The 22240-nt window shown below is 65.2% G+C and carries 22 protein-coding genes; 11 read left to right on the plus strand and 11 right to left on the minus strand.

Going from position 1 to position 22240, the window contains the following annotated elements; genetic code table 11:
• Positions 1 to 39: 39 nt before the first annotated feature.
• Genes E7773_RS05815 through E7773_RS05825 form a run of 3 tightly spaced genes read left to right on the plus strand, consistent with a single transcriptional unit; the run spans position 40 to position 3156 of the window.
• Positions 40 to 1869: a M2 family metallopeptidase gene (locus E7773_RS05815; protein WP_293989383.1), complete on the plus strand. Its 1830-nt coding sequence runs from the start codon at positions 40 to 42 to the stop codon at positions 1867 to 1869.
• Positions 1869 to 2567: an SIMPL domain-containing protein gene (locus E7773_RS05820; RefSeq protein WP_293989385.1), complete on the plus strand. Its 699-nt coding sequence runs from the start codon at positions 1869 to 1871 to the stop codon at positions 2565 to 2567. Before E7773_RS05815 ends, E7773_RS05820 begins: the two co-directional genes overlap by 1 nt.
• A 40-nt stretch (positions 2568 to 2607) precedes the next feature.
• The gene (locus tag E7773_RS05825; RefSeq protein WP_293989387.1) at positions 2608 to 3156 is read left to right on the plus strand and encodes a hypothetical protein; all 549 of its coding nucleotides are present in this window, start codon (positions 2608 to 2610) and stop codon (positions 3154 to 3156) included.
• A gap of 27 nt (positions 3157 to 3183) precedes the next feature.
• Here the strand turns inward: E7773_RS05825 and E7773_RS05830 are convergent, their stop codons facing one another.
• From E7773_RS05830 to E7773_RS05840, 3 genes are all read right to left on the minus strand, one after another.
• Complete coding sequence (locus E7773_RS05830; RefSeq protein WP_293989390.1) at positions 3184 to 4635, minus strand: AMP nucleosidase; 1452 nt, start codon at positions 4633 to 4635, stop codon at positions 3184 to 3186.
• A 45-nt stretch (positions 4636 to 4680) separates the two neighbouring features.
• Positions 4681 to 5085, minus strand: coding sequence for a hypothetical protein (locus E7773_RS05835; RefSeq protein WP_293989393.1), 405 nt, complete (start codon positions 5083 to 5085; stop codon positions 4681 to 4683).
• Between the two features lie 99 nt (positions 5086 to 5184).
• Positions 5185 to 5667, minus strand: coding sequence for a peroxiredoxin (locus E7773_RS05840; RefSeq protein ID WP_293989396.1), 483 nt, complete (start codon positions 5665 to 5667; stop codon positions 5185 to 5187).
• A 98-nt stretch (positions 5668 to 5765) separates the two neighbouring features.
• Here E7773_RS05840 and E7773_RS05845 point away from each other — a divergent pair, with 98 nt between their 5' ends.
• From E7773_RS05845 to E7773_RS05860, 4 genes are all read left to right on the plus strand, one after another.
• The gene (locus tag E7773_RS05845) at positions 5766 to 6326 is read left to right on the plus strand and encodes a YqgE/AlgH family protein (RefSeq protein ID WP_293989995.1); all 561 of its coding nucleotides are present in this window, start codon (positions 5766 to 5768) and stop codon (positions 6324 to 6326) included.
• Positions 6323 to 7006 carry a GNAT family N-acetyltransferase gene (locus E7773_RS05850; RefSeq protein WP_293989399.1) on the plus strand — a complete coding sequence of 228 codons (684 nt, stop codon included), beginning with the start codon at positions 6323 to 6325 and terminating at the stop codon, positions 7004 to 7006. Before E7773_RS05845 ends, E7773_RS05850 begins: the two co-directional genes overlap by 4 nt.
• An 82-nt stretch (positions 7007 to 7088) precedes the next feature.
• Positions 7089 to 8495, plus strand: a complete 1407-nt coding sequence (ahcY, locus tag E7773_RS05855) for an adenosylhomocysteinase (RefSeq protein WP_293989401.1) — start codon at positions 7089 to 7091, stop codon at positions 8493 to 8495.
• 261 nt (positions 8496 to 8756) lie between these two features.
• Positions 8757 to 11837: a TonB-dependent receptor gene (locus tag E7773_RS05860; protein ID WP_293989403.1), complete on the plus strand. Its 3081-nt coding sequence runs from the start codon at positions 8757 to 8759 to the stop codon at positions 11835 to 11837.
• A 98-nt stretch (positions 11838 to 11935) separates the two neighbouring features.
• Here E7773_RS05860 and E7773_RS05865 read toward each other — a convergent pair whose 3' ends face one another.
• From E7773_RS05865 to E7773_RS05875, 3 genes are read right to left on the minus strand one after another with little or no spacing between them, the layout of a single operon-like run.
• The gene (locus E7773_RS05865; RefSeq protein WP_293989405.1) at positions 11936 to 12664 is read right to left on the minus strand and encodes a hypothetical protein; all 729 of its coding nucleotides are present in this window, start codon (positions 12662 to 12664) and stop codon (positions 11936 to 11938) included.
• Positions 12664 to 13233, minus strand: coding sequence for a TadE family protein (locus E7773_RS05870; protein ID WP_293989407.1), 570 nt, complete (start codon positions 13231 to 13233; stop codon positions 12664 to 12666). Before E7773_RS05870 ends, E7773_RS05865 begins: the two co-directional genes overlap by 1 nt.
• Positions 13233 to 15113, minus strand: a complete 1881-nt coding sequence (locus E7773_RS05875; protein WP_293989409.1) for a TadE/TadG family type IV pilus assembly protein — start codon at positions 15111 to 15113, stop codon at positions 13233 to 13235. Before E7773_RS05875 ends, E7773_RS05870 begins: the two co-directional genes overlap by 1 nt.
• A gap of 90 nt (positions 15114 to 15203) precedes the next feature.
• On the opposite strand from E7773_RS05875, the gene E7773_RS05880 reads away from it, so the two are divergent.
• Positions 15204 to 15848 (plus strand): squalene/phytoene synthase family protein, encoded by a 645-nt coding sequence (locus tag E7773_RS05880; RefSeq protein ID WP_293989411.1) that lies wholly within the window; start codon positions 15204 to 15206, stop codon positions 15846 to 15848.
• Between the two features lie 57 nt (positions 15849 to 15905).
• The gene (locus E7773_RS05885; protein ID WP_293989413.1) at positions 15906 to 16388 is read left to right on the plus strand and encodes an EF-hand domain-containing protein; all 483 of its coding nucleotides are present in this window, start codon (positions 15906 to 15908) and stop codon (positions 16386 to 16388) included.
• A gap of 274 nt (positions 16389 to 16662) precedes the next feature.
• Here the strand turns inward: E7773_RS05885 and trmFO are convergent, their stop codons facing one another.
• Entirely contained in the window at positions 16663 to 17976 is a 1314-nt protein-coding gene (gene trmFO / locus E7773_RS05890) for a methylenetetrahydrofolate--tRNA-(uracil(54)-C(5))-methyltransferase (FADH(2)-oxidizing) TrmFO (RefSeq protein WP_293989415.1), read from the minus strand.
• Positions 17977 to 18080: 104 nt separating this feature from the next.
• Between trmFO and E7773_RS05895 the strand changes: the two genes are divergently transcribed.
• Positions 18081 to 18818: a glycosyltransferase gene (locus tag E7773_RS05895; RefSeq protein WP_293989416.1), complete on the plus strand. Its 738-nt coding sequence runs from the start codon at positions 18081 to 18083 to the stop codon at positions 18816 to 18818.
• Here the strand turns inward: E7773_RS05895 and E7773_RS05900 are convergent.
• The 4 genes from E7773_RS05900 to E7773_RS05915 form a co-directional block, all read right to left on the minus strand.
• The gene (locus E7773_RS05900; protein WP_293989418.1) at positions 18815 to 19918 is read right to left on the minus strand and encodes a hypothetical protein; all 1104 of its coding nucleotides are present in this window, start codon (positions 19916 to 19918) and stop codon (positions 18815 to 18817) included. The genes E7773_RS05895 and E7773_RS05900 overlap by 4 nt on opposite strands.
• A gap of 58 nt (positions 19919 to 19976) precedes the next feature.
• Positions 19977 to 20405: a hypothetical protein gene (locus tag E7773_RS05905; protein WP_293989420.1), complete on the minus strand. Its 429-nt coding sequence runs from the start codon at positions 20403 to 20405 to the stop codon at positions 19977 to 19979.
• Positions 20406 to 20416: 11 nt separating this feature from the next.
• The gene (locus tag E7773_RS05910) at positions 20417 to 20821 is read right to left on the minus strand and encodes a hypothetical protein (RefSeq protein ID WP_293989422.1); all 405 of its coding nucleotides are present in this window, start codon (positions 20819 to 20821) and stop codon (positions 20417 to 20419) included.
• Positions 20822 to 20907: 86 nt separating this feature from the next.
• Positions 20908 to 21450 carry a MarR family transcriptional regulator gene (locus tag E7773_RS05915; RefSeq protein ID WP_293989424.1) on the minus strand — a complete coding sequence of 181 codons (543 nt, stop codon included), beginning with the start codon at positions 21448 to 21450 and terminating at the stop codon, positions 20908 to 20910.
• Between the two features lie 101 nt (positions 21451 to 21551).
• Between E7773_RS05915 and E7773_RS05920 the strand changes: the two genes are divergently transcribed.
• Positions 21552 to 22229 carry a lysoplasmalogenase family protein gene (locus tag E7773_RS05920; protein ID WP_293989426.1) on the plus strand — a complete coding sequence of 226 codons (678 nt, stop codon included), beginning with the start codon at positions 21552 to 21554 and terminating at the stop codon, positions 22227 to 22229.
• Positions 22230 to 22240: the final 11 nt, after the last annotated feature.

Here is a 22240-nt window from a genome sequence, read left to right on the forward strand (position 1 = left end):
CCTCACTGTCCGCCCATCGTATTTGGGGGAGTCGTACACATGATCCGCACCGCCGTGGCGTCGAGCCTCGCGATCGCCCTGGTCCTGTCGGGCGCCGTCGCGCTCGCCGGCAAGCCAGCCGCCCCGACCTCCGCCACCGCCGCCGATGCCGACAAGTTCGTCGCCGATGCGGAGAAAACGCTCGCCGACGCCTCGGTCGAGGGCAACCAGATAGGCTGGGTCAACGCGACCTACATCACCGACGACACGGATGCGTTGGCGGCGCAAATCGGCGCCAAGCTGACCCTGCTCGGGGTCAAATATGCGAGCGAGGCGGCGAAGTACCAGAACGTTCCGGGCCTCTCGCCCGATACGAAGCGCAAGCTCGATATCCTGCGCAACGGCGTCACGCTCCCCGCGCCGGCGCGCCCGGGCGCCGCGGACGAGCTGTCGCAGATCGCGACCAAGCTCCAGTCGGATTACGGCAAGGGTAAGGGCACGCTCGATGGCAAGCCGATCAACGGGTCGGACATCGAGGCCGCGATGGGCACGGTGCGCGATCCCGCCAGGCTGCAGGAGATGTGGACGAGCTGGAACGACAATGTCGGCGCGCCGTCGAAGGACAGCTACGCGAAGATGGTCGGCATCGCCAACGAGGGCGCGAAGGAACTCGGCTATTCGGACGTCGGCGCGATGTGGCGCTCGGGCTACGACATGTCGCCCGAGGAATTCGCGAAGATGACCGACCGGCTGTGGAAGCAGGTCGAGCCGCTCTACCTGTCGCTTCACACTTATGTCCGCTGGAAGCTCAACGAGAAATACGGCGACGCGGTTCAGCCCAAGACCGGCCCGATCCGCGCCGACCTGCTCGGCAACATGTGGGCGCAGGAATGGGGCAACGTCTACGATATCGTCGCGCCGAGGGGGGCGGGCGATATCGGGTACGACACCGGTGCATTGCTCCAGGCGAAGAATTACGACGCGATCAAGATGGTGAAGGCGGCCGAGGGTTTCTATTCCTCGCTTGGCTTCGCGCAGCTGCCGCCGACGTTCTGGACGCGCTCGCAATTCACCAAGCCCGCCGACCGCGAGGTGGTGTGCCATGCCTCGGCTTGGGACATCGACAACAAGCAGGATATCCGGGTCAAGACGTGCCTGAAAGTCAACGCCGACGATTTCGTGACGATCCACCACGAACTGGGGCATAACTATTATCAGCGCGCGTATATGAACCAGCCGTTCCTGTACGAGAATGGCGCGAACGACGGATTCCACGAGGCGATCGGCGATTTCGTAGCGCTGTCTATCACGCCCAATTATCTCGTCCAGATCGGGCTGCTCGATCCGGCGAAGGTGCCGAGCGCGGACAAGGACACCGGGCTGTTGCTGCGCCAGGCGATGGACAAGGTCGCGTTCCTGCCGTTCGGGCTGCTCGTCGACAAATGGCGTTGGGGCGTGTTCTCGGGCGCGATCAAGCCCGACAATTATCAGGGCGCGTGGGACGCGCTCAGGCTGCAATATCAAGGGATCAAGCCGCCGGTGGCGCGCGACGCGACGCGGTTCGACGCGGGCGCAAAATACCATATCCCCGCCAACACGCCGTACATGCGTTATTTCCTCGCACGTCTGCTCCAGTTCCAATTCTATCAGGCGGCGTGCAAGCAGGCCGGCTGGACCGGGCCGCTGCACCGCTGTTCCTTCTATGGAAACAAGCAGGTGGGCGCGAATCTTCAGAAGATGCTCGAAATGGGCCAGTCGAAGCCATGGCCCGACGCGCTGCAAGCATTCACCGGCAGCCGCGAGATTTCGGGGCAGGCACTGGTGGATTATTTCGCGCCGCTCAAAACGTGGCTCGATCAACAGAACAAGGGGAAACCGAGCGGATGGTAATGGCACCTATGTGGCTGGCGCTCGCGCTGGCGAGCCCGGCGAACGGTCCGGTAACGGTCGAAGTCGTCGCAGTCGGGCATGTCGACGCGCCCGCGACAAAGTTCGTGCTGGCGATCGACCTGACCGCGAGCGGCGATACCGAAGACAAGGCCAAGGACGCGCTGGCCAAGCGCAAGGCGGCGTTGCTCCAGCAACTGACCGCGGCGGGCGCGACGTTGGTGCCCGAAGAGCCGGGCACGGTGAAGACCGCGCCCGTCGTGCTATCCGACATGATGACCGCCGACGACAAGACGAAGTCGACCGAGGAGAAACCGAGCGCGTCGGAAAACTTCTCGGTCCAGGCGCCGACCCGCGCCGCGATCACCGCCGCGCAAGCCATCGTCGGCAAGACCGAGGGCGCCAGCGCCGACCAGCCGCCGCTCAGCTCGATCGGCGACACGTCGGTCGCGGCGCGCGCGGCCAAGCGCGATGCGATCGCCAAGGCCAAGCTCGATGCGCAGAACTATGCCGACGAACTGGGCTATTCGGGCGCGACCGTCGTCAGCGTGAGCGAACGCGGCGATATCGGCACCTTGTTCACGTTCGGCATGTCGATGGCGGCACGCGGCCCCAAGAGCATCTTCGAGCCGTCGCGCGGCGACACCGTGCCGATCGACGTCGCCGTGACGGTGACGTTCCGCCTCGACGGCCGGAAATGATCGCCTGAGGGCGCCGGGGCGGACCCCGGCGCCGCTCTAGTTGCTGTTCCCCGAGAAGAACGCCGCGATGCTGGCGAGCAATCCGCGCGGCTTCTCGCGTTGCGGCGGTGCACTGGGCTTGGATGCGGCCGGAGCCGGCGTCGGTGCGGGAGCCGGGGCGGGGGTCGGCGCTGCGGGTGCCGCCGGAGCAGCAGGAGCGGCGGCCGGTTTCGGCGCAGGCTTCGGCTTAGGCGCGGCCTTTGGTGCGGCCGATTTCGGCTTTGCCGCCGTCTTGGGCTTGGCCGTGGCCTTCGGTTTGGCTGACGATTCCGCCTTGGCAGCGGTGGCCGCCGCCGGTTTCGCGGCCGCCGACTTTGCGGGTGCCTTGGCCTTGGGAGCGGCTTTGGTCTTCGGGGTCGTCGCGGCAGCCGCGCCGGTGGCCTTGGCGACGGGCTTGGCCGCGGCCTTGCGCTTCGCGGGCGCCTTCGCGGCTGCCGGCTTCGCCGCAGCGGTTTTCGTTTTGGGCTTGGTGGTCGTCTTCTTCGGAGTCGTCGCCATCGGTCGTTCCCTGTTCTACGTCACGCCAAGTATTTCACCGGCCAACGCATAACAGATCGTTTCGTTGCCGTGCCAGCCCTTACCGGAACGGAGGCTCGTTGAATGCGCGGAGCTTGCGACTATGCAGCTTGGCGCCTTCGAGGCGGAGTTCCTCGCAGGTCTGGATGCCGATCCGCATATGCTCGTTGATCGCGCGCTCGTAGAACCGGTTGGCCTGGCCGGGAAGCTTGAGCTCGCCGTGCAGCGGCTTGTCCGACACACAGAGTAGAGTGCCGTAGGGCACGCGGAAGCGGTATCCCTGCGCGGCGATGGTGGCGCTTTCCATGTCGATCCCGACCGCGCGGCTGAGCGAAAAGCGCAGCGCCGATTGGGTGTAGCGCAGCTCCCAGTTACGGTCGTCGGTGGTGACGATCGTGCCGGTGCGCAGGCGGCGCTTGAGATCCTCGCCCGACTGGCCGCTGATCACTTCCGCCGCGCGTGCCATCGCGACCTGCACTTCGGCGATCGCGGGCACCGGGATTTCGGGCGGCAGCACGTCGTCCAGGACATGGTCGTCGCGCAGATAGGCGTGCGCCAGGACGTAGTCGCCGATCCGCTGGCTAGGGCGCAGCCCGCCGCAATGTCCGATCATCAGCCATGCCTCGGGGCGGAGCACCGCGAGGTGGTCGCAGATCGTCTTCGCATTGGACGGGCCGACGCCGATATTGACCAGGGTGATGCCGGTGTGGTCGTCGGCCATCAGGTGATAGGCCGGCATCTGGTGCCGCCGCCATGCGCCGGTGTCCGCCAGCGCCGCCTCGATATCGTCGCCCGCACGCAGCAGCACGCCGCCCGCCCCCGACAGCGCGGTGAAGCGGCTCGGCGTGCCGTCCTGGCCGGGGCTGAGCTGGTCGAACGCCCAGCGGACGAATTCATCGACGTAGCGGTGGTAGTTGGTGAACAGGACGTAGCGCTGGACGTGCTCGGGCGGGGTGCCGGTATAGTGCCGCAGCCGCGCGAGGCTGAAATCGGTGCGCAGCCCGTCGAACAAGGCGAGCGGGCGCGCTTCGTTCGGGGTCGGCATGCCATCGGCGATCTCGTCGCCGATATGCGCCAGTTCGGTCGCCGGGAACCAGCGCGCCAGTTCGAGCGCGGACACTTCGTCGAGGCTCAGCGCGTGGCCGGGATCGAGCACGTAGGGGAAGGGGATTTCCTGCCGGCCCGGCACCGCTGTCACGGTGACCTCGTAATCCTCCATCAACAGCGTCAGCTGATCGGTGAGGTAATCGGCGAAGATCGCCGGCTTGGTCACGCTGATGCGGTAATCGCCGGCCTCGCTCAGCCGCCCGAACGAGCGCAGCGGCGTGGGACGACCGCTTTCGCCGTTATAGGTGAGCCGGATTTCGGGATAGGCGAACGACCCGTCGGTGCGCATTGCCGGGTCGGGCGTTTTGCCGGTGGTGAGATAGTCGGTCAGCGCCTGTTGCAGGCGGCCAACGGAAGCGGTGTAGAGCCGATTGAGCTCGGCGACGATATCGGAAGCCTGCGTCATCTCCTGCGGCTAAAGCAGGAGAGTGACGCTGGCAAGTCGGAGGCGTTACGACTTCTTGGGCGCGGGCTTGCGCGCGGCTGGTTTGCGGGCCGCCGGTTTGCGCGCGGCGGTAGCGGTCCTGGGCTTCGCCGCCGCCTTCTTGCCCGACTTGATCTTGCTCGCGGCATAGGCGCCACCGGCGATCGTCGCGGCCGCCCCGACCGCGACACCTGCGGCGACTTTCGGGTTGTTCTTCGCTGCCTTGACGGTCTTGGTCACCCCGTCGCCGATCGCGCCCTGCGCCTTGGCGAGCAGCGCGGCCGCCTCCTTCTGCGCACGGTCGAGCAGCGCAGTGGCCTCCTTCTGCGCGCGGGCGAGGAGCTTTTCGGCATCGATCCAGTGCTTGCCCGCGGCCGGTTTCGCGGCGGGCTTGGCGCGGGCGGGGGTGGTCGGCTTCTTGGCGGCGGCCATCTTACATCTCCGATAGTGAAACGGTCATGGTCACGGAAACGCCAAGATTACACCAAGCGTTCCCGGACCGGGACCATTTTGTTTCGGATACGCGACGACTCAGAGCTGTTCGAGCAGATGCTCGGCCGAACTGACCTTGAATTCGCCCGGCGCTTCGACGTTGAGCTCGGTCACCACGCCATTGTCGACGATCATCGAATAGCGCTGACTGCGCTCGCCGAGTCCGAACTTGCTGCCGTCCATCGTCAGCCCGACCGCCTTAGCGAACTCGCCGTTGCCATCGGCGAGCATCGTCACCTTGCCGTCAGACTCGTTCGCCTTGGCCCAGGCATTCATCACGAACGCGTCGTTGACGGAAGTGAAAGCGACCTCGTCGATGCCCTTGGCCTTCAACTCGTCGGCCTTGTCGAGAAAGCCGGGGAGGTGCCGCGCCGAGCAGGTCGGCGTGAACGCGCCCGGCACCGCGACGAGCGCGACCTTGCGACCGGCGAAGAATTCGTCGGAACTGAGCGCTTCCGGCCCGTTGTCGGTGGCCTTGACGATGGTGGTCGAGGGCAATTTGTCGCCGACGGAAACGGTCATGTCATCTTCTCCCAGAGAGTATCGTGAGCGCACTTGGCATGCCGGGACGTAATTTCAAGCGGTGACGAAACGGGGTGACGGTCGTTACAGTGCAAATGATGGAGTCCACGCGCTTTCTGGTCGGGCAGTTTCTTCTCGCGATGCCGGGGATCGGCGACCCGCGGTTCGAACAGGCGGTGATCGCGATGTGCGGGCATGATGAACAGGGTGCGATCGGCATCGGGATCGGCGCGCGGATCGCGGGGCTCGGGCTGCACGATGTGCTCGACCAGTTCGATATCGATCATGGCGCCGCGCCCGACGCTCCGGTGCATTTCGGCGGGCCGGTCGAGCCGCAGCGCGGCTTCGTGATCCACTCGAACGATTGGGGCGGGCAGGACACGATCGACGTCGCGGGCCGCTGGTCGCTGTCAGGCACGATCGACGTGCTGCGCGCGATTGCCGAGGGGGCAGGGCCGGCGCGGTGGATCGTCGCGCTCGGCTATGCCGGCTGGGGCGCGGGGCAGCTAGACGGCGAGATGCTGCGTCATGGCTGGTTCAACGTCGCCGCCGATACCGGGCTGCTCTACGACACCGGCGCGGACGAGCGCTGGGCGAAAGGATTCGCCAGCGCGGGGATCGACCCGCGGCTGCTCGCACCGGAGACGGGGACGGCGTGAGCCATCCGCTCGACCGCCCGGTATGGAATGCGCTGACGACTGGGTGGGCGCATCTCGCCGAGGGCGACGACCGGGCGTGGCGGCTGGATCGTGGGCATGGCGTGTTCGGTGCGGCGGCGGACCGGTCGGCGGACAGCCTCGCGGCGCTGGCGGCGCTCGTTCCGGACGACGGCGAATTGTGGATGGTGGAGCGTGCCGATTGGCCCGCGCCGCCCGGTCTCCACGTGGAACGCGCCGCCGGGCTGGTGCAGATGGTTTGCGAGCAGCTGACGCGCGCATCGCCGCCGGATTTCGACATCGTCAATCTGACAGAGGACGACGCGGATGAGATGCTCGCGCTGGCGACCTTGACCAAGCCCGGCCCCTATGTCCGCCACACCAATCGCCTCGGGCATTTCGTCGGCGTGCGGCGTGACGGTGCGTTGATCGCGATGGCGGGCGAGCGGATGAAACTCCCGGGCTGGACCGAAGTCAGCGCGGTCTGCACACACCCCGATCATCGCGGGCGCGGCTATGCCGGGGGGTTGATGCGGACGGTCGCGGCGCGGATGATTGCGCGGGGCGAGACGCCGTGGCTGACTTCGTATGCGACCAACGCCGGGGCGATCGCACTCTACGGGTCGCTCGGTTTCCGCCACCGCGCCGACATGACCGCGACCGTCCTCGTCCGAGACATATAAAGAAATCTTTATATCCGTGTTGCAATCGACCGCGCCAGCCTGTAGGGCGCGCGGCATCGATCCATTTGCGGAGAATTTTGACGTGGCCACCGTGCTCGACCGTACGACCGATTATGTCGTGAAAGACATTTCCCTCGCCGATTTCGGCCGCGCGGAGATCAACATCGCCGAGACCGAAATGCCCGGCCTGATGGCGCTGCGCGAGGAATTCGGGAGCGCCCAGCCGCTCAAGGGCGCGCGGATCACGGGTTCGCTCCACATGACGATCCAGACCGCCGTGCTGATCGAGACGCTGACCGCGCTCGGCGCCAAGGTGCGCTGGGCGACGTGCAACATCTTCTCGACCCAGGACCACGCCGCCGCCGCGATCGCCGCGACCGGCGTACCGGTGTTCGCGATCAAGGGTGAGAGCCTGGCCGAGTACTGGGACTATGTCGGCTCGATCTTCGATTGGGGTGACGAGACCTGCAACATGATCCTCGACGACGGCGGCGACGCGACGATGTTCGCTTTGTGGGGCGCCAAGCTCGAGGCCGGCCAGTCGTTCGCCGAGCCCGAGAACGATGAAGAGGTCGAGATGCAGCGCGCGGTGAAGGAATTCATCAAGCGCAAGCCCGGTTACCTCACCGAGACGGTCAAGAACATCAAGGGCGTGTCGGAGGAGACCACCACGGGCGTCCATCGCCTGTACGCGATCGCCAAGAAGGGTGAGCTGCCATTCCCGGCGATCAACGTCAACGACAGCGTGACCAAGTCGAAGTTCGATAACCTCTACGGCTGCAAGGAGAGCCTCGTCGACGCGATCCGCCGCGGCACCGACGTGATGCTCGCGGGCAAGGTCGCGTGCGTCGCTGGCTTCGGCGACGTCGGCAAAGGCTCGGCGGCTAGCTTACGCAACGGCGGCGCGCGCGTGCTGGTGACCGAGATCGACCCGATCTGCGCGCTGCAAGCGGCGATGGAGGGTTACGAGGTCGTGACGATGGAAGAGGCGGTGCAGCGCGCCGACATCTTCTGCACCGCGACGGGCAATGCCGACGTCATCACCGCCGAGCACATGGCTGGCATGAAGAACATGGCGATCGTCTGCAACATCGGCCACTTCGACAGCGAGATCCAGATTTCGGGCCTGTCGAACTACAAGTGGACCGAGGTGAAGCCGCAGGTCGACCTGGTCGAGTTCCCCGATGGCAAGCAGATCATCATCCTGTCAAAGGGCCGACTGGTGAACCTTGGCAACGCAACCGGCCACCCGTCGTTCGTGATGTCGTCGAGCTTCACCAACCAGACGCTGGCGCAGATCGAGTTGTTCACCAAGGCGGACCAATACAATAATGACGTGTACGTCCTCCCGAAGCATCTCGACGAGAAGGTCGCCGAGCTGCACCTCGAAAAGCTAGGCGTGAAGCTGACCAAGCTCTCGCAGAAACAGGCGGACTATATCGGCGTGCCGGTCGAAGGGCCGTTCAAGCCGGACCACTACCGCTACTGATCGCAGCGCACGGCTGCCGAAAAATGCCGCGTCCGGGTCAACCGGGCGCGGTTTTTTTGTTGCTCGTTTGCAACGCTTTGAGATTTTGCCGCGAGAGAGATTGCCAATAGGTCAGCTTGCGTGTCTTAGTCTGACCGTCGCGGAGGGGCGGCATACGGGGACCGTGGGGACGGTCCGGAGGCAAAAAAGGGGCCTATAATGAATCTCTCCCGCGCGCGCGCCATGAATCTGGCCGTTTCTTCGATCGCAATCGCCGTTGCGATGACGGCGACCAATGCCGCGGCGCAAACGGCGCCGACTCCCACGCCGCCTGCCGACACGCCGCAGGCCAACAGCGATGATGGTCCCGATATCATCATCACCGGTTCGCGCATCGCACGGCGCGCGACCGACACGGTCGAGCCGGTGCTGGTCCTCGACAGCAAAGCGATCGAATCGCGCGGCTTCAGCACGCTGGGGCAGGCGCTGAGCGAACAGCCGGCATTCGGCATCGCCGATTCGTCGCCGGTGGGTGCTCAATCGTCGTTCGGCCCCGGCCAGAGCTTCGTGAACTTCTTCGGTCTCGGCTCGCAGCGCACGCTGACCCTGGTCAACGGCCGTCGCTTTGTCGGCTCGAACACCTCGACCATTTTCGGCCCGACCGGGTCCGGCGGCTCGCAGGTCGACCTCAACCTCATTCCGACCAAGCTGATCGACCGCGTCGAAACGGTCGCGGTGGGCGGCGCGCCGATTTATGGGTCGGACGCGATCGCCGGCACGATCAACGTCATCCTGAAGAAGTCGTATTCGGGTCTCGACCTCGACGCGCAATACGGCATTTCGGATCGCGGCGATGCGCCGGATTACCGGTTCCGCGTCCTCGCCGGCATGAATTTCGGCGGCGGCAAGGGCAACATCACCTTCGCCGGTGAATATAACGAGTCGAAGGGCCTGTTGTATAATGACCGCTACCTGACGTCGCTCGGCCGGTATTACGATGCGCGCGTCGATCCAGCGTATCCGTATCAGCGTGAGCTTTATACGGACCGCCGTCTCCCTTCGATTGCCGACACCGGCATCCCGCTGGTGGGCCAGTATTTGAGCTTGTTCGCTTTCCCCAACGTTGTGCTCCCGCCGTCCTACGAAAATTTGCTGTTCGGTGGCCCATACGGCGTAGGGGTCGACGGTGGCGTGCCCTATCAGTCGCTCAAGTTCGATGCGTCGGGCAATCTTGTTCCGATCAATTTCGGCAAGACGACCAGCTTCACCAATGCGTCGGGCGGGAACGGGTACAGCTTGACCGACCTGTCGAACCTGCTGACCAACACCAAGCGCTACAGCGGCATTCTCCAAGCGAACTATCAGCTAACCAGCGGCATCCATGCCTTCGCGGAACTGTGGTACACGCACAGCGAAGGGACGAACCTGCGCGATCAGCCAGAATATAACAGCGGCCTGTTCGGGGCGCCGGGCGACCTGCCCAATGCCGGCGCGTATAAGATCAGTATCAATAACCCGTTCCTGTCGGCGGCGTCGCGCACGATCATCCAGAACGCGATCAACAACAATCCGCTCAGCGACCAGAACGTCGGGCTGGTGGGTGTCCAAAACTATTTCTTCCTCGACCGTGCCAACACCGATCTGATTACCGGGCGGGTGCGCGGCTGGATCAACACCTATCGCGCGGTTGTCGGGCTTGACGGCGACTTCACGGGGATCGGCGGGAAGAAGTGGCACTGGGAGATCAGCGCGAACTACGGCCGGTCGGACACCAAGAGTGTTCAACCGGTGCTGAATTCCCAGAACCTGGCAAACGCGGTCGACGCAATCGGTAGCAGCCCTGCGACGGCGACGTGCCGGCCGGGTGTGGTCAGTTCGACCGGCCCCACCATCAGCAACGTCTGCGCGCCGTTGAACCTGTTCGGAACGGGACAGGCGAGCCAGGCGGCGTTGAATTACATCACCATGCTGGCGACGCCGAAGTCGACCAACGAGCAATATGATTTCGTTGCGTCCTTGTCCGGACCGTTTGCCAAGCTGCCCGGCGGCGACCTGTCGTTCGCCATCGGCTACGAGCACCGCGACGAACATTCGAAGTTTGATCCCAGCGCGGCGTTCCTCGGCAAGCCAGACCCGACGAATCCGGGCCAGTACCTGTCGTATGGCCAGTTGGTTCCGATCGCAGCGATCGATGCCGGCTATAATACCGACGAAGCGTTCGGGGAGCTTCAGGCCGACCTGATCGGCCCGAGCAACAACATTCCCGCGATCCGCTCGTTGAATCTCCAGCTGGCCGGGCGTTACGTCGACAACTCGTTCAACGGGCGCGCGTTCACCTGGACGGCGGGCGGCCGCTGGCAGCCCGTCCGCGACATCACGTTCCGCGGCAACTTCACCCATTCGATCCGGTCGCCGTCGATCACCGAATTCGCCAACCCGGCGCAGAGTTCATTCGGCTTTGCCGACGATCCCTGCGACTCGACGCTGATCACGCAAGGACCGAATCCGTCGGGCCGGGCCGCGAATTGCCTCGCGGCTTTCCAGGCCAAGGGCCTGACCGCGGCAGATTTGGCGGCCTACACCTCGCTGGCCTCGCAGCGCTCGTTCCGCCAGGGCGTCGCTGGCGATAACACGCTCAAGAACGAAACGGCCGATTCGTGGACCGTCGGTGCGATTATCCAGCCGACCTTCATCCGCCGCCTGACGATTTCGGCCGACTATGTCGACATCAAGGTCAAGGGCGTCATCTCGAGCTTCGGCGCGGATGACGTGCTGAATGCATGCTACGATTCGACCACCTATCCGAACAACGCCTACTGCCCGCGCGTCCAGCGCGACAGCAGCGGGCAGCTGTCGAACGTTATAGCCGGCTACATCAATGGTGATCAGCTGCGGTATCGCGGTATCGTCGGCCAGGGCGAATACACCATCCCGACGCCATTCCTCGGGGCCTCGAGCAATATCGGACTCGGCGTGAGCTACCAGCACCTGTTCGAGCTATCGAGCATCTCGGGCGGGACGAAAACCCGTAGCGAAGGTACGGCAGGCTATTCGAAGGACAAGGGTGTCGCGACCCTGACGTACAGCAACGACTGGCTCGAAACGTTCCTGCAGGCCTCCTATATCGGGCCGGCGAAGGTCAGCAATTATTATGCGTCGAACTATCAGATCAACCACTACAACCAGGTGGTCTTCCTGAACGCGGGGATGTCCTTCATGGTCGCAAAGCGGTTCCAGTTCCGCCTCAACGTGGACAATCTGCTCGACCAGCAGCCGCCGTTCCCGTCGAGCGGCGCGACTGATGTGTATTTCCGCGGTGCCTTGGGCCGGTTCTACCGGGCAGGGGTCTCGGTCAAGTTCTGACCTGCCGGCCGAAAAACGGGAAGGGCGCCGTCGAATATTCGACGGCGCCCTTCTGGCTTGTAACGGGAGCAGGGGAAGTGCCCGCGCTTATCGTCAGCTCAGGCCGGATAGAGGTTACACGTCGATCGCGTCGCGGTGGGTGAGGGGTTGTAGATCTGCGCGAAGTCGCGGTTGTCGCGGACGATGAACGACGCGATGTAGTGAATGCGCAACGAGCTCGATCCGATCAGCGACATCAGCCATTGGCCGACGACTGGCTTGTAGTCGTAGTTGATCTCGACGAACATCACGCCGCCGTTGGTCGGCGCGCTGACCTGCTGGCCGGCGTCGCCCATGCCGCTCGGCGCGAGCGTGCCGGCATTGGCCGGCGTCGTGTCGGTGCCCGCGGTGGTCGTCGTCGTGCCATAGGTCGAATCGTAATTCGTCCCCGATTTCTGCCCGATGCAGCGCTGCCAATGAATACGCTGCGTGCCCGAGGAGTCCTTTTCGAGGCTCGACACGATCACGCGGCCGTTGGTGGTCAGGTTGATCCCCGCGCCCTGGTTGCGCGCCGCCTGAAGCACGTCGTTCATGTCGACTTCGCGCAATTGCTCGATATTGGCGTTGTTGATCAAACCGACGCGCGACGCATTGTCGGCGAGGTTGAGTGCGATCTGGCTGACCTTCAGGTTGATCAGCGCCTGGTTGGCGAGCTCGATGCCATACAGCCCGAGCATGAGCACGAGTGGCGCGCCGAATGCGAATTCGAGCAGCGCGACGCCGCTGTTGTCGCGCGCCAGGCGCCGCGGGGTGCGGCCGAGCCGCGAGAGGGTGGAGAGCATCGCCATTACGTGCACACCGTCGTCGGGGTTGTCGTGGTCTGCGACGCATAGGGCTGGTTCTTCAGCAGCGTGTTCGCGGTGATCGTCTGGGTCGCGCCGAACAGCGGAAACAGCCGTGGATAGGTGACCGTCGCGGTATAGAGCGTCACGTCGTTCGCGCCGCCCTGACCGTTGACCCCCGGGTCGGCATCCCACTGGCTGTTGCCGTTGATGTCGGTGTAGCATTCGCCGGCGTCGCGCACGCCGTTGCCGTTGGTGTCGGTGAACGGCTCGGGCTTGATCACGCTGAACGAATCATAATTCTTGCGCGTGAACACGATGGTCGCGTTCTTGGCGATGTTCTGGACCATCGCTGTGACCTTGGCGTCGAGCGCCGCGGTGTTGTTGGCCCCACCCTGGATCGCCGAATCGCGCGCTGCTTTTTGCATCGCGCCGTTCAGGATCGCTTTGGCGTAGACCTGGTACGACAGGTCGCACAGCCCGAGGACCATCGTCATCAGGACCGGCGCGACGATGGCGAATTCGACGATCGCCGCGCCGCGCGTGTCGCGCCGAAGGGAACCGAGCCGGCGCATCACTGCGAAATCCGGAGCAGCGCGACCTGCTTGGCGATATCCTGGAAAGCCTGGTTGAGCGATGCGTTGTCGCTCGCGTAATAGGCCTTGCCGGGCGAGGCGCACTGGGTCAGCTGGGTCGTCAGCGTCTGGCCGAAACCGATCACGAACACCTTGATGTTGCGTGCCTTGGCCGCGGCGCATTCCGCGAGGAAACGCGCATTGTGATAATCGGTATCGTTGCCGAGACCGCTCGACCCCGTGACTCGCTTATCGTAATATTCCATCCCGTACATGCCGTAGATGTTGTAGTTCGGCGCCATGTCGCCGTCGGTCATGAAGACGATGTAGCGGTTGGGCTCGTTGCGCCCCGGCCATGCCGCGGTGTCGGACGCGAAGACACCGTTCGGCGCGATCATTCGCGTGCCCCAGATCATCCCGGTGTCGTGGTAGGTGCCGCCCTGCGGCACGAAGTCGCTGGCATTGACGTAATTGCTGACGTCGGACCGGGCCATCACCGCCAGCCGCGAAACCGGCTTGCCGCACGACACATAACCGCTGGAGAGATTGGCCGGCGCCCCGGCCGAGGTCAGCGACTGTGTCGCGCCACTGCCCGTATAGTCGCCATAGACGAACGGCGCCGGGGGCGTCGACGGCTTGCTGACGTTGCCCGAATAATCATAGGTCGTGTTGTTTCCGCGATAATATTCGACCTCGGGCCACATCGGCCGCCATTTGGTCGAATCGCTGCTTGCTGCCAGATCGGGGTCGAGGTCGGGCGGCAGGTTGTTGACGTCGAACGTCGCCGTCGCGGTCGTATCGCGTTCCTCGACGCAGCCCTGCCACTTGCTCGTCGTGCCGTCGACCTTGCTCGGGTCGTCGACCGTTGCGCCGGTCTTGTACTGGCTCGTGTTGTACGTAACTGGTTGATAGCGCCAGGTCGGCTTGAGCGGTTGCGTGGTGATCACGCACGTGCCGCCGCTGCCGCTACTCCACGATGTCGTGACACGCGTCGCCGTACCATCGGTATTGAACCCGGAGGCGGGGGATCGGCCAGCCATGTTGTTGCAGTTCGTCTGTCCCACGCCGGTCTGCGTGTTGTTCGATGACGACCCGTTGTTGGCGTCGCCCACGATGCTGCGCGACTGATAGGTCCAGCTGTCGACGATCGCGCTCTGCGGCAGCGCGTACCCCGCATTGACCGTCGATGTATAAGTGACGAAACCATAGCGGATGTGCGTCGTCGGGTCGGCGTTGGCCGCGACGGTGTCGTAGAAATTGAGTACCGCGGTGCGCAGCCCGGAAATCTTCGATCCCGAAACCTCGTGCGCATGGTAGCCCGTGGTGCCGTCGGGCCGCGTATAGGTATCCACCGTACCGCTGCAAGAACCCGCGGCGGTGCACGCCATCGACCCGGTGGTGTCGAGCACGAACATGATGTCGGTGTCGGCGACGTCGTAGCGTGCCTCGCACGCGACGTTGATGGTCACCGGCGGCGCGAAGAACCCCGTGATCGTCATCGGCACGACGGCGGATGCGACACCCGATACCTGCTGGTCACTGGTCTTCGACGGCGTGAAGCTGACCGTGTTGGTCTTCATCCAGCCGGCCTTGAAGTTGTTGCCGAAGAACGTCCGCGCCTGGGCATCGGCGTTGGAATCGAGCGTGGTCGACGACGACGACACCAGCGCTTTGCGCCCCGCGAGCACACCGGCGTCACATGCCTGTTGCAGCCGCACCTTGACGACGTAGAGTCGCGCGGTGTCGATACCCGATCCGACCATGAGCGACAGCGGGATGAGGGCGATCGCCAGCATCGCCAGCGTCGACCCGCGCTTGTCGTCGCGCAGCCGTCCCATGAAGGTCGGCGCCACTGGCTTGCGACTGAGTGGTGCGATCATCTGCCCCGTTCCGCCCGATAAAGTCCTTCGAGCCTGCGCTATGGCGTCCGAAGGGATAACCGCCCCTAAAGCGGAAAGGTTAATGTTACGGTGACGGCGGTCGAAGACCCGACGCGCACCTTGGCATTAAGCTACGCACCAGCCGATCGGCGTGCGGCGCTGGAGGCGCTGTTCGCACTCGACGCTGCGCTCGGCCAGGTGCTGCGGACGACGCGCGAGCCGATGGTCGGGCAGATGCGGCTGGCCTGGTGGCGCGAGGCGCTGGTGCGGCTCGACGGTGCGCCGGCACCGGGCGAGCCCGTGTTGCAGGCGCTGGCGGCCGACGCGCTGCCGCGGGGCGCCAGCGGTCGCGTGCTGGCGGGAATGGTCGACGGGTGGGAGCCGCTGCTGGGAACGATCGACGACGCGGCGCTCGCGGATCACGCACGGTTGCGTGGCGGAATCCTGTTTGCGCAAGCGAGCGCGGTGCTGGGGGCGGGCGCACGGGACGCGTTCGACGATGCCGGTCGGGGCTGGGCGCTGGGAGACCTCGCGGCACATCTCAGCGATCCAGCCTTGGCGGCCCGCGCGCGCGACATGGCGGCGCCATTGTTGGCCCAGGCGACGAGGCGGCGGTGGAGCCGTAACGCCCGCGCATTAGGTGCGCTGGCGCATGCCGCGCGGATGGACCTTTCCGGCCCGGCGGCGCCATGGCGAGTCGCGCGGTTGGGGTGGCACCGGCTGACCGGGCGTTAGTCTTTTGCGAAGCGGAAAATCGCGTTAGGCTGCAGCCTTCGGCAGGGAGGCGGCGCGATGTGGCGGTATCTGGCGGGCGCGGGAGCAGGGGCGTTGTTGGTGGTCTCGGGAATGATGCTTCAGGCGATGCGGCCTACGGCGGTCGCGCCGCTGCCGATGATGCCGGCGGTCGCGAACGCGCCGCAGGGGCAGGGAGTGGCGGTCGCGGTGCCCGAGGCGACCGACAAGACCCGCGAGCAGAAACGCTTCGACCGCTACGACAAGGATCGCGACGGATCGATAACCCGCGGCGAATATTTGCTGCCGCGTACCAAGGCGTTCGCGAAGCTCGATACCAACCACGACGGCATGCTGTCGTTCGACGAATGGGCAATAAAGACCGAGACCAAGTTCGCCATGGCCGACAAGGACAAATCGGGCGCCATGTCGCCCGCCGAATTCCTCACCACCGCCGTCAAGCGCAAGACGCACCCGCGCGCCAAATGCCCGGACAAGCCGGCCGCTCCGCCCACTACGGAAGAGACGTCCGAGGAAAGCTAGCCGCGGATCGGCCTTGAGGCGCTGCCGCGCCGGAAATCGCTGTCAATGTAGGATTTCGTCTGATCTACCCTGATCGGTGAGCCGTTCGCAAAATCCCGGCGTACACCTGTTCATTCGAGAAGGCGTCGCCGTCGCCAGGCGGGCGCGTTATCGCGGCGTCGAGGATGCGCGCGTGGCGCATCCGTGGCGCGCTGGTGCCGCGTCGCGGATGTTACGCCGGCGCAAACCCGGCGCAACTCGCCCGAACGGGCGGCCGGGTGTCAATTTTATGAACTTAGGCCGCCATCCACTCGGCCAGCGCGGCGCGGGCGCGGTCGGTGTACATCTTCTTGCGGTCGGCTTTCCTGGTGCGGCCGGGGATCGGCGGCATCAGCCCGAAATTGACGTTCATCGGCTGATAGGTCGCGGCCTCCGCCGCGCCGGTGATGTGGTGGAGCAGCGCGCCGAGCGCGGTCTCGACCGGCGGCGGCGTCATGACGTCACCGCCCAATTCCGCCGCGGCAAAGCGCCCCGCGAGCAGCCCGATCGCCGCGCTTTCGACATAGCCTTCGCACCCCGTGATCTGGCCAGCGAAGCGGATGTTGGGCTTCGACTTGAGCCGCAGCGTCGGGTCGAGCAATTCGGGCGAGCGAATGAAGGTGTTGCGGTGCAGTCCGCCAAGCCGTGCGAACTCGGCATTCTCGAGCCCCGGGATCGTGCGGAACAGCCGCACCTGCTCGGCATGCTTCAGCTTGGTCTGGAACCCGACGATGTTCCACAACGTCCCGCTGGCGTTGTCCTGACGCAGCTGCACCACGGCATAGGGCCAGCGTCCGGTGCGCGGGTCGTCGAGTCCGACCCCCTTCATCGGCCCGAACCGCAACGTCTCCGGCCCGCGCTCTGCCATCACCTCGATCGGCATGCAGCCTTCGAAATACGGCGTGTCCTTTTCCCACTCGCGGAACTCGCCCTTTTCGCCGTCGATCAGACCCTGGACGAAGGCGTGATACTGGTCCTCGTCCATCGCACAGTTGATGTAGTCGTGGCCTTGGCCTTTGTTCCAGCGCGACTGGAACCACGCCTGGTCCATGTCGATGCTGTCGCGGTGGACGATGGGCGCGATCGCATCGAAGAAGGCGAGTGCATCGCTCCCCGTCGCGGCGCCGATGCTCGCGGCGAGGCCAGGCGCGGTGAGCGGGCCGGTGGCGATGATCGCGGGGCCGTCGGGCAGAACGTCGATCCGCTCCCGCACGATCTCGATGTTGGGGTGCGCCGCCAACCGTGCCGTCACACCGTCGGAAAAGCCGTCGCGATCGACCGCCAGCGCCGACCCCGCCGGCACCTTGTGCCTGTCGCCCTCGCGCATGATGATCGAATCGAGCGCGCGCAACTCGGCATGGAGCAAGCCGACCGCGTTGTTCTCCGCGTCGTCCGAGCGAAAGCTGTTCGAGCAGACCAGCTCGGCGAGCCCGTCGGTCTGGTGCGCCGGGGTGATGTCGCCCGACCCGCGCATCTCGGACAGCCTGACTCGCGCGCCCGCCTCGGCGAGCTGCCACGCGGCTTCCGATCCGGCGAGCCCGCCGCCGATGATGTGAATGTCATACGCCATGACGCCGTGCGATAGTCGCCCGCGCCGCTCGCGCAAAGGGCTGTCCCGCCGCGCTTTCTTTCTGCGCTGGCCTGAAGCGCCATATTGCTGCACTAGGACGCCCCATGACCGCCGCGAGTGAAGTGCAACGGCCGACGATCAGCCTGATCATCCCCGCCTATAACGAGGAGGATTATCTCCCCGCCTGCCTCGATGCGGTGATGGCGAACGTGGCGGACAAGGCGATGGAGATCATCGTCGTCGACAACAACAGCACCGATGGCACGAAGTCCGTGGTCGAGCGCTATCCGGCGGTGACCTATGTGTTCGAGGGCGAAAAGGGCATCACGCGCGCGCGTCAGCGCGGGTTCCTGAGCGCGAGCGGCGACATCCTGGCCTATGTCGATGCCGATACGCACCCGCCCGCGGGCTGGATCGAGCAGATCTGGGAGCAGTTCGGCAAGCGGTCCGATCTCGCCAGCCTGTCCGGGCCGTACAGCTTTTACGACCTCAGCGGCCTGCGCAACGCGGTGTCGTCGGGCTGGTTCGTCGCGGCGCGGCCGCTCTACGGGATCATCGGCTACATGCTGGTCGGCGGCAATTTCGCGATCCGCCGCGACGTGCTGGAGAAGATGGGTGGGTTCGACGCCTCGATCGAATTCTACGGCGAGGACGTCGACATCGCCAAGCGCGCGCAGAAGCATGGCAAGGTGCTGTTCTCGCCGCACTTCGTCATGCCCACCTCGGGCCGACGAATGAAGAAGCAGGGCTTCGTGAAGATGGCCGGGCTCTATTTCGTCAATTATTTCTCGATCGTGTTCCGCGGCAAGCCGGCGACCAAGGGCTATAAGGATATCCGCTAGGCGACCGGGCGGGGTTTCGCGAACGACAAATCGGTGCGCGGCAATTGCGCGCGGATATGCTCCGGCAACCGCGCGAGCAGCAATTCGCGCGCGCCGCGCCAATAGGCGGCAAGCACGACCAGGAACCCGCCGGTCAGCATCGCCGTCAACGTCATCGTGGTCGATTGCAGCGCGCCCATCAGCGTAGCGGTCGCGGGCACGACGTAGATCAGGCTCGACATCAGCAAGGAGCGGCGATCGATCACCAGCGCGACGAAGCAGAAGAAGGCGAACAGGCACAGCACCGCGATCGCCGCCCCGCCGTCCGCAGGCTGAGTCGCGAAGGCATAGAGCCGGTCCCAGCCGACCGGCCCGCCGCTGACGCCGAGCAGCAGCCGGAAACTGGCGCCCGCGACCTGATAGCCCGCCGCCCAATGCATCCAGAACGCGATATCGGCGCGCCGGGTCTCGCGCCGCACGTCGGACATGTCCCACCACATGGCGACCGCGAACAGGAGCAGCCCAATCAGGAGGAGCAGGAAGCTGACGATCCCGGCCGGCATGTTCGGTGCGACGAGTTGCAGCAGGTGTACGATGGTGTTCACGCCCGCGACCGCCGCCGCCATATAGGCAAACGGCAGTTTGAACCGCAGCCAGTAGAGGCCGCAAACCATTGTGGTGCCGAACGCCACGACCAGTCCGGCGAGCGGCGACAACGCGCTCCACGGCATCGTCCCGCCGCCGCCGCGCCACGCCGGAAACGTGCTGACGACCGCGAGGAGCGCGAAGATTGCGGCGAAGACGAACGTGCCGAACAGGACGAAGCTGGTCAGCGTCATCCGCCGCTGGCGCGTGAAATGCTCCGCGAACGCCCAGCTCGCGCCCAGCACGATGAGGATGGCGAGCAACGGCAGGAACGCAAAGGCGAACGCGACACCGCCGAGCAACAGCAAAAGCCCCGCCGCGGTCATGACATCGGCGAGCCCACCGACCAGTCCGAAGCGCTCCTCATCGGCGAGCGGCGCGTGGTGCTGCGCGGCGCTGAAGTTGCGCAGGTCCTGCGCGGTTTCGGGCGAGATCACGCCCGATTTGACCGCAGCTTCCAGTTCGACGCTGTCCATCCACGCGCTCCCGTTGCACCGTTCTTTGCCGTGCGACGACCAACAAAGTGTTAAGTGATCAGACAGTTGGCGACGCGCTGGCCCATCTGACGCCCATGCGGCAGACCAGCGCGTTCAGCGCCCCCATGGCGGCGAGGGCGGCGGTGTCCGCGCTGCCAGCGCCGTCGATCGCTATTGCCGGCAATCCCATGACGGCGGCGCCGACGAGGCCCCAGGCGGCCGGGTGCCGCAGCCCGAGGTTACGCGCCGATGCCCAACCCATCAGCATCGCGCCCAGGATGTTCGGGATCAGGGCAATGATCATGGCCCCGATGGAAAACCAGACCGCCATTCCCATGGCATTCCCCACTTCGGTCGGCCCGACCCGTATCGCTAGCGTTTCGCCCGATAGCATTTGCCCCACAAGCAAGACGAAGATCGCGATCGGGCCGGCGGCCGCCGACGCTTTTAGCGCGGCGGCCCCGATGCCTGTCGTGACGTCCGGCATCGGCCGATCCATCACGCGGCGACCTCGCCCCGCACCGCGGCAGCACGGAGGTGGGCCATGTTGCGGTCGTCGAGCCAGCTGTTCACCTTGCGCCCGAACTGCGCGATCGCGCCCATGTTGAAGAAGTGCATCGCGCCGAGCACGAGCACCGCGAGCCCGACCTTGCTCGACAGGAAACGGATCGCGCCGCCCACCGTGGTCGGCTCGTCGCCCAGGCTCAGCGTCAGCGTGATGAAGCCGATGTTGACGAGGTAGAAACCGACAACGAGCAGATGGTTGGTCGATTTCGCCAGCGTCTCGTTCTGGCCGAAGCATTGCATCAGGAACACGATGCCGTTCTTCGACAGCGTGTGTGCCACCCAGATAGTGATCGCGATGGTGATCAGCAGGTACGCGCTATAGATGGTCTCGATCATTATAATCTCCACTTTCGAACATTTCAGGAAATCCAGAAACTATCGGACGTGGCGATGCGGCGGGGGATGGGTGCGGTCCATCGCTCTCAACCCTTGCGCTTACCGGGGATCAGTTTGGCGACGCGGCCGCCGAGCTTCATCAGCGTGATGAGCGTCGGTTTGGGCAGCACGCGGACCTGGTCGTACCAGGACGACAGCGTCCAAATGAACTCGTACATCCGCCCGACGCGCTGACGGACATGCTCAGGCGCTTTCTTGTCGGCGGCGAGCCGTTCGGACAGTTCGGCGAGCAGTGCGATCGTCGGGTCGACCTCGCGCCGCTTGCGCTCGGCGGCGATACGAAGGAGCATTTCCCACAGGTCGGTCTCGGCGGCGAAATGGTCGCGCCGGTCGCCCTCGACATGGACTCTGCGGACGATGGCGTAGGCCTGCAGTTCCTTGAGCGCGGTCGACACGTTCGAGCGCGCAAGCCCGAGCGCGTTGACGATCGTGTCGGCGTCGAGCGGGCGGTCGGACAGGTAGAGCAGCGCGTGGACTTGCGCGACCGACCGGTTGACCCCCCAATGCGTCCCCATCTCTCCCCAGTGGAGGATGAACGCCTTGGCATCGGGATGGTCGATCGCGGTCATGTCGTTTCTTTCTGTATTTTCAGAAATAACGATCGAGGGCGGTAGGTCAAGCGTGCCAATCGGTGCTTGCAGCGCCCTTCGCACCGCGCCATCGTGCGCCGATGTCGCCGACCGGTCCCAAGTTCAACCTGCTGTTCGCCGCCGCGCTGGTCGCGGGGGTTAGCTTCTGGATCGGTCGCGGCCACGTCGATCCGACGCCGCTATGGGTCGCGTGGAAGGGCGGTTGCGTCGCGTTCCTCGCGCTGTGGGCCGCGCTCAATGCGCGCAACCGCGACGGATGGCAGATCGCCGCGGCGTTGGCATTGGGCGCGCTGGGCGACGTCGTGCTCGAACATAGCCAAGCGGGCGGAGGTGGGGCGTTCCTCGCCGGGCATATCGTCGCCGCTGCACTCTATTGGCGGCATCGCCGGATGAAGCGCTCGCCGAGCCAGACGGCGCTCGCGATATTGCTGGTGGTCGTCATCCCGCTGATCGCTTTTCTGCTCCCGAGCGATCGCACGGCCGCGCCGCTGATCGCGGTCTACGCGCTCGGTCTTGGGGTAATGACGGGCAGCGCCTGGGCGAGCACCTTCCCGCGCTATCGCCTCGGGATCGGTGCGGTGATGTTCGCCGCGTCCGACCTGCTGATCTTCGCCAAGCTCGGCCCGCTCGCCGCGTCGTCCGTGCCGGGTGCGCTGATCTGGCCGCTCTATTTCCTTGGCCAATCGCTGATCGCCTGGGGCGTGGTCACGACCTTGCTTCGCTGGCAGGCGGACGAGGATCTTCACCATCGGTTATGAACGGGCGTCGG

It is taken from the genome of Sphingomonas sp. (assembly GCF_004799495.1).
GTDB lineage: Bacteria > Pseudomonadota > Alphaproteobacteria > Sphingomonadales > Sphingomonadaceae > Sphingomonas.

What these genes read in the sequence shown, in the direction of transcription:
- E7773_RS05895 (WP_293989416.1), top strand. Translation starts at nt 18,081, where the DNA reads ATGACCGCCGCGAGTGAAGTGCAACGGCCGACGATCAGCCTGATCATC.
- E7773_RS05860 (WP_293989403.1), top strand. Translation starts at nt 8,757, where the DNA reads ATGACGGCGACCAATGCCGCGGCGCAAACGGCGCCGACTCCCACGCCG.
- E7773_RS05835 (WP_293989393.1), bottom strand. Translation starts at nt 5,085, where the DNA reads ATGGCCGCCGCCAAGAAGCCGACCACCCCCGCCCGCGCCAAGCCCGCC.
- E7773_RS05815 (WP_293989383.1), top strand. Translation starts at nt 40, where the DNA reads ATGATCCGCACCGCCGTGGCGTCGAGCCTCGCGATCGCCCTGGTCCTG.
- E7773_RS05905 (WP_293989420.1), bottom strand. Translation starts at nt 20,405, where the DNA reads ATGCCGGACGTCACGACAGGCATCGGGGCCGCCGCGCTAAAAGCGTCG.
- E7773_RS05875 (WP_293989409.1), bottom strand. Translation starts at nt 15,113, where the DNA reads ATGATCGCACCACTCAGTCGCAAGCCAGTGGCGCCGACCTTCATGGGA.
- E7773_RS05870 (WP_293989407.1), bottom strand. Translation starts at nt 13,233, where the DNA reads ATGCGCCGGCTCGGTTCCCTTCGGCGCGACACGCGCGGCGCGGCGATC.
- E7773_RS05865 (WP_293989405.1), bottom strand. Translation starts at nt 12,664, where the DNA reads ATGGCGATGCTCTCCACCCTCTCGCGGCTCGGCCGCACCCCGCGGCGC.
- E7773_RS05830 (WP_293989390.1), bottom strand. Translation starts at nt 4,635, where the DNA reads ATGACGCAGGCTTCCGATATCGTCGCCGAGCTCAATCGGCTCTACACC.
- E7773_RS05840 (WP_293989396.1), bottom strand. Translation starts at nt 5,667, where the DNA reads ATGACCGTTTCCGTCGGCGACAAATTGCCCTCGACCACCATCGTCAAG.
- trmFO (WP_293989415.1), bottom strand. Translation starts at nt 17,976, where the DNA reads ATGGCGTATGACATTCACATCATCGGCGGCGGGCTCGCCGGATCGGAA.
- E7773_RS05820 (WP_293989385.1), top strand. Translation starts at nt 1,869, where the DNA reads ATGGCACCTATGTGGCTGGCGCTCGCGCTGGCGAGCCCGGCGAACGGT.
- E7773_RS05845 (WP_293989995.1), top strand. Translation starts at nt 5,766, where the DNA reads ATGGAGTCCACGCGCTTTCTGGTCGGGCAGTTTCTTCTCGCGATGCCG.
- E7773_RS05885 (WP_293989413.1), top strand. Translation starts at nt 15,906, where the DNA reads ATGTGGCGGTATCTGGCGGGCGCGGGAGCAGGGGCGTTGTTGGTGGTC.
- E7773_RS05910 (WP_293989422.1), bottom strand. Translation starts at nt 20,821, where the DNA reads ATGATCGAGACCATCTATAGCGCGTACCTGCTGATCACCATCGCGATC.
- E7773_RS05915 (WP_293989424.1), bottom strand. Translation starts at nt 21,450, where the DNA reads ATGACCGCGATCGACCATCCCGATGCCAAGGCGTTCATCCTCCACTGG.
- E7773_RS05900 (WP_293989418.1), bottom strand. Translation starts at nt 19,918, where the DNA reads ATGGACAGCGTCGAACTGGAAGCTGCGGTCAAATCGGGCGTGATCTCG.
- E7773_RS05920 (WP_293989426.1), top strand. Translation starts at nt 21,552, where the DNA reads ATGTCGCCGACCGGTCCCAAGTTCAACCTGCTGTTCGCCGCCGCGCTG.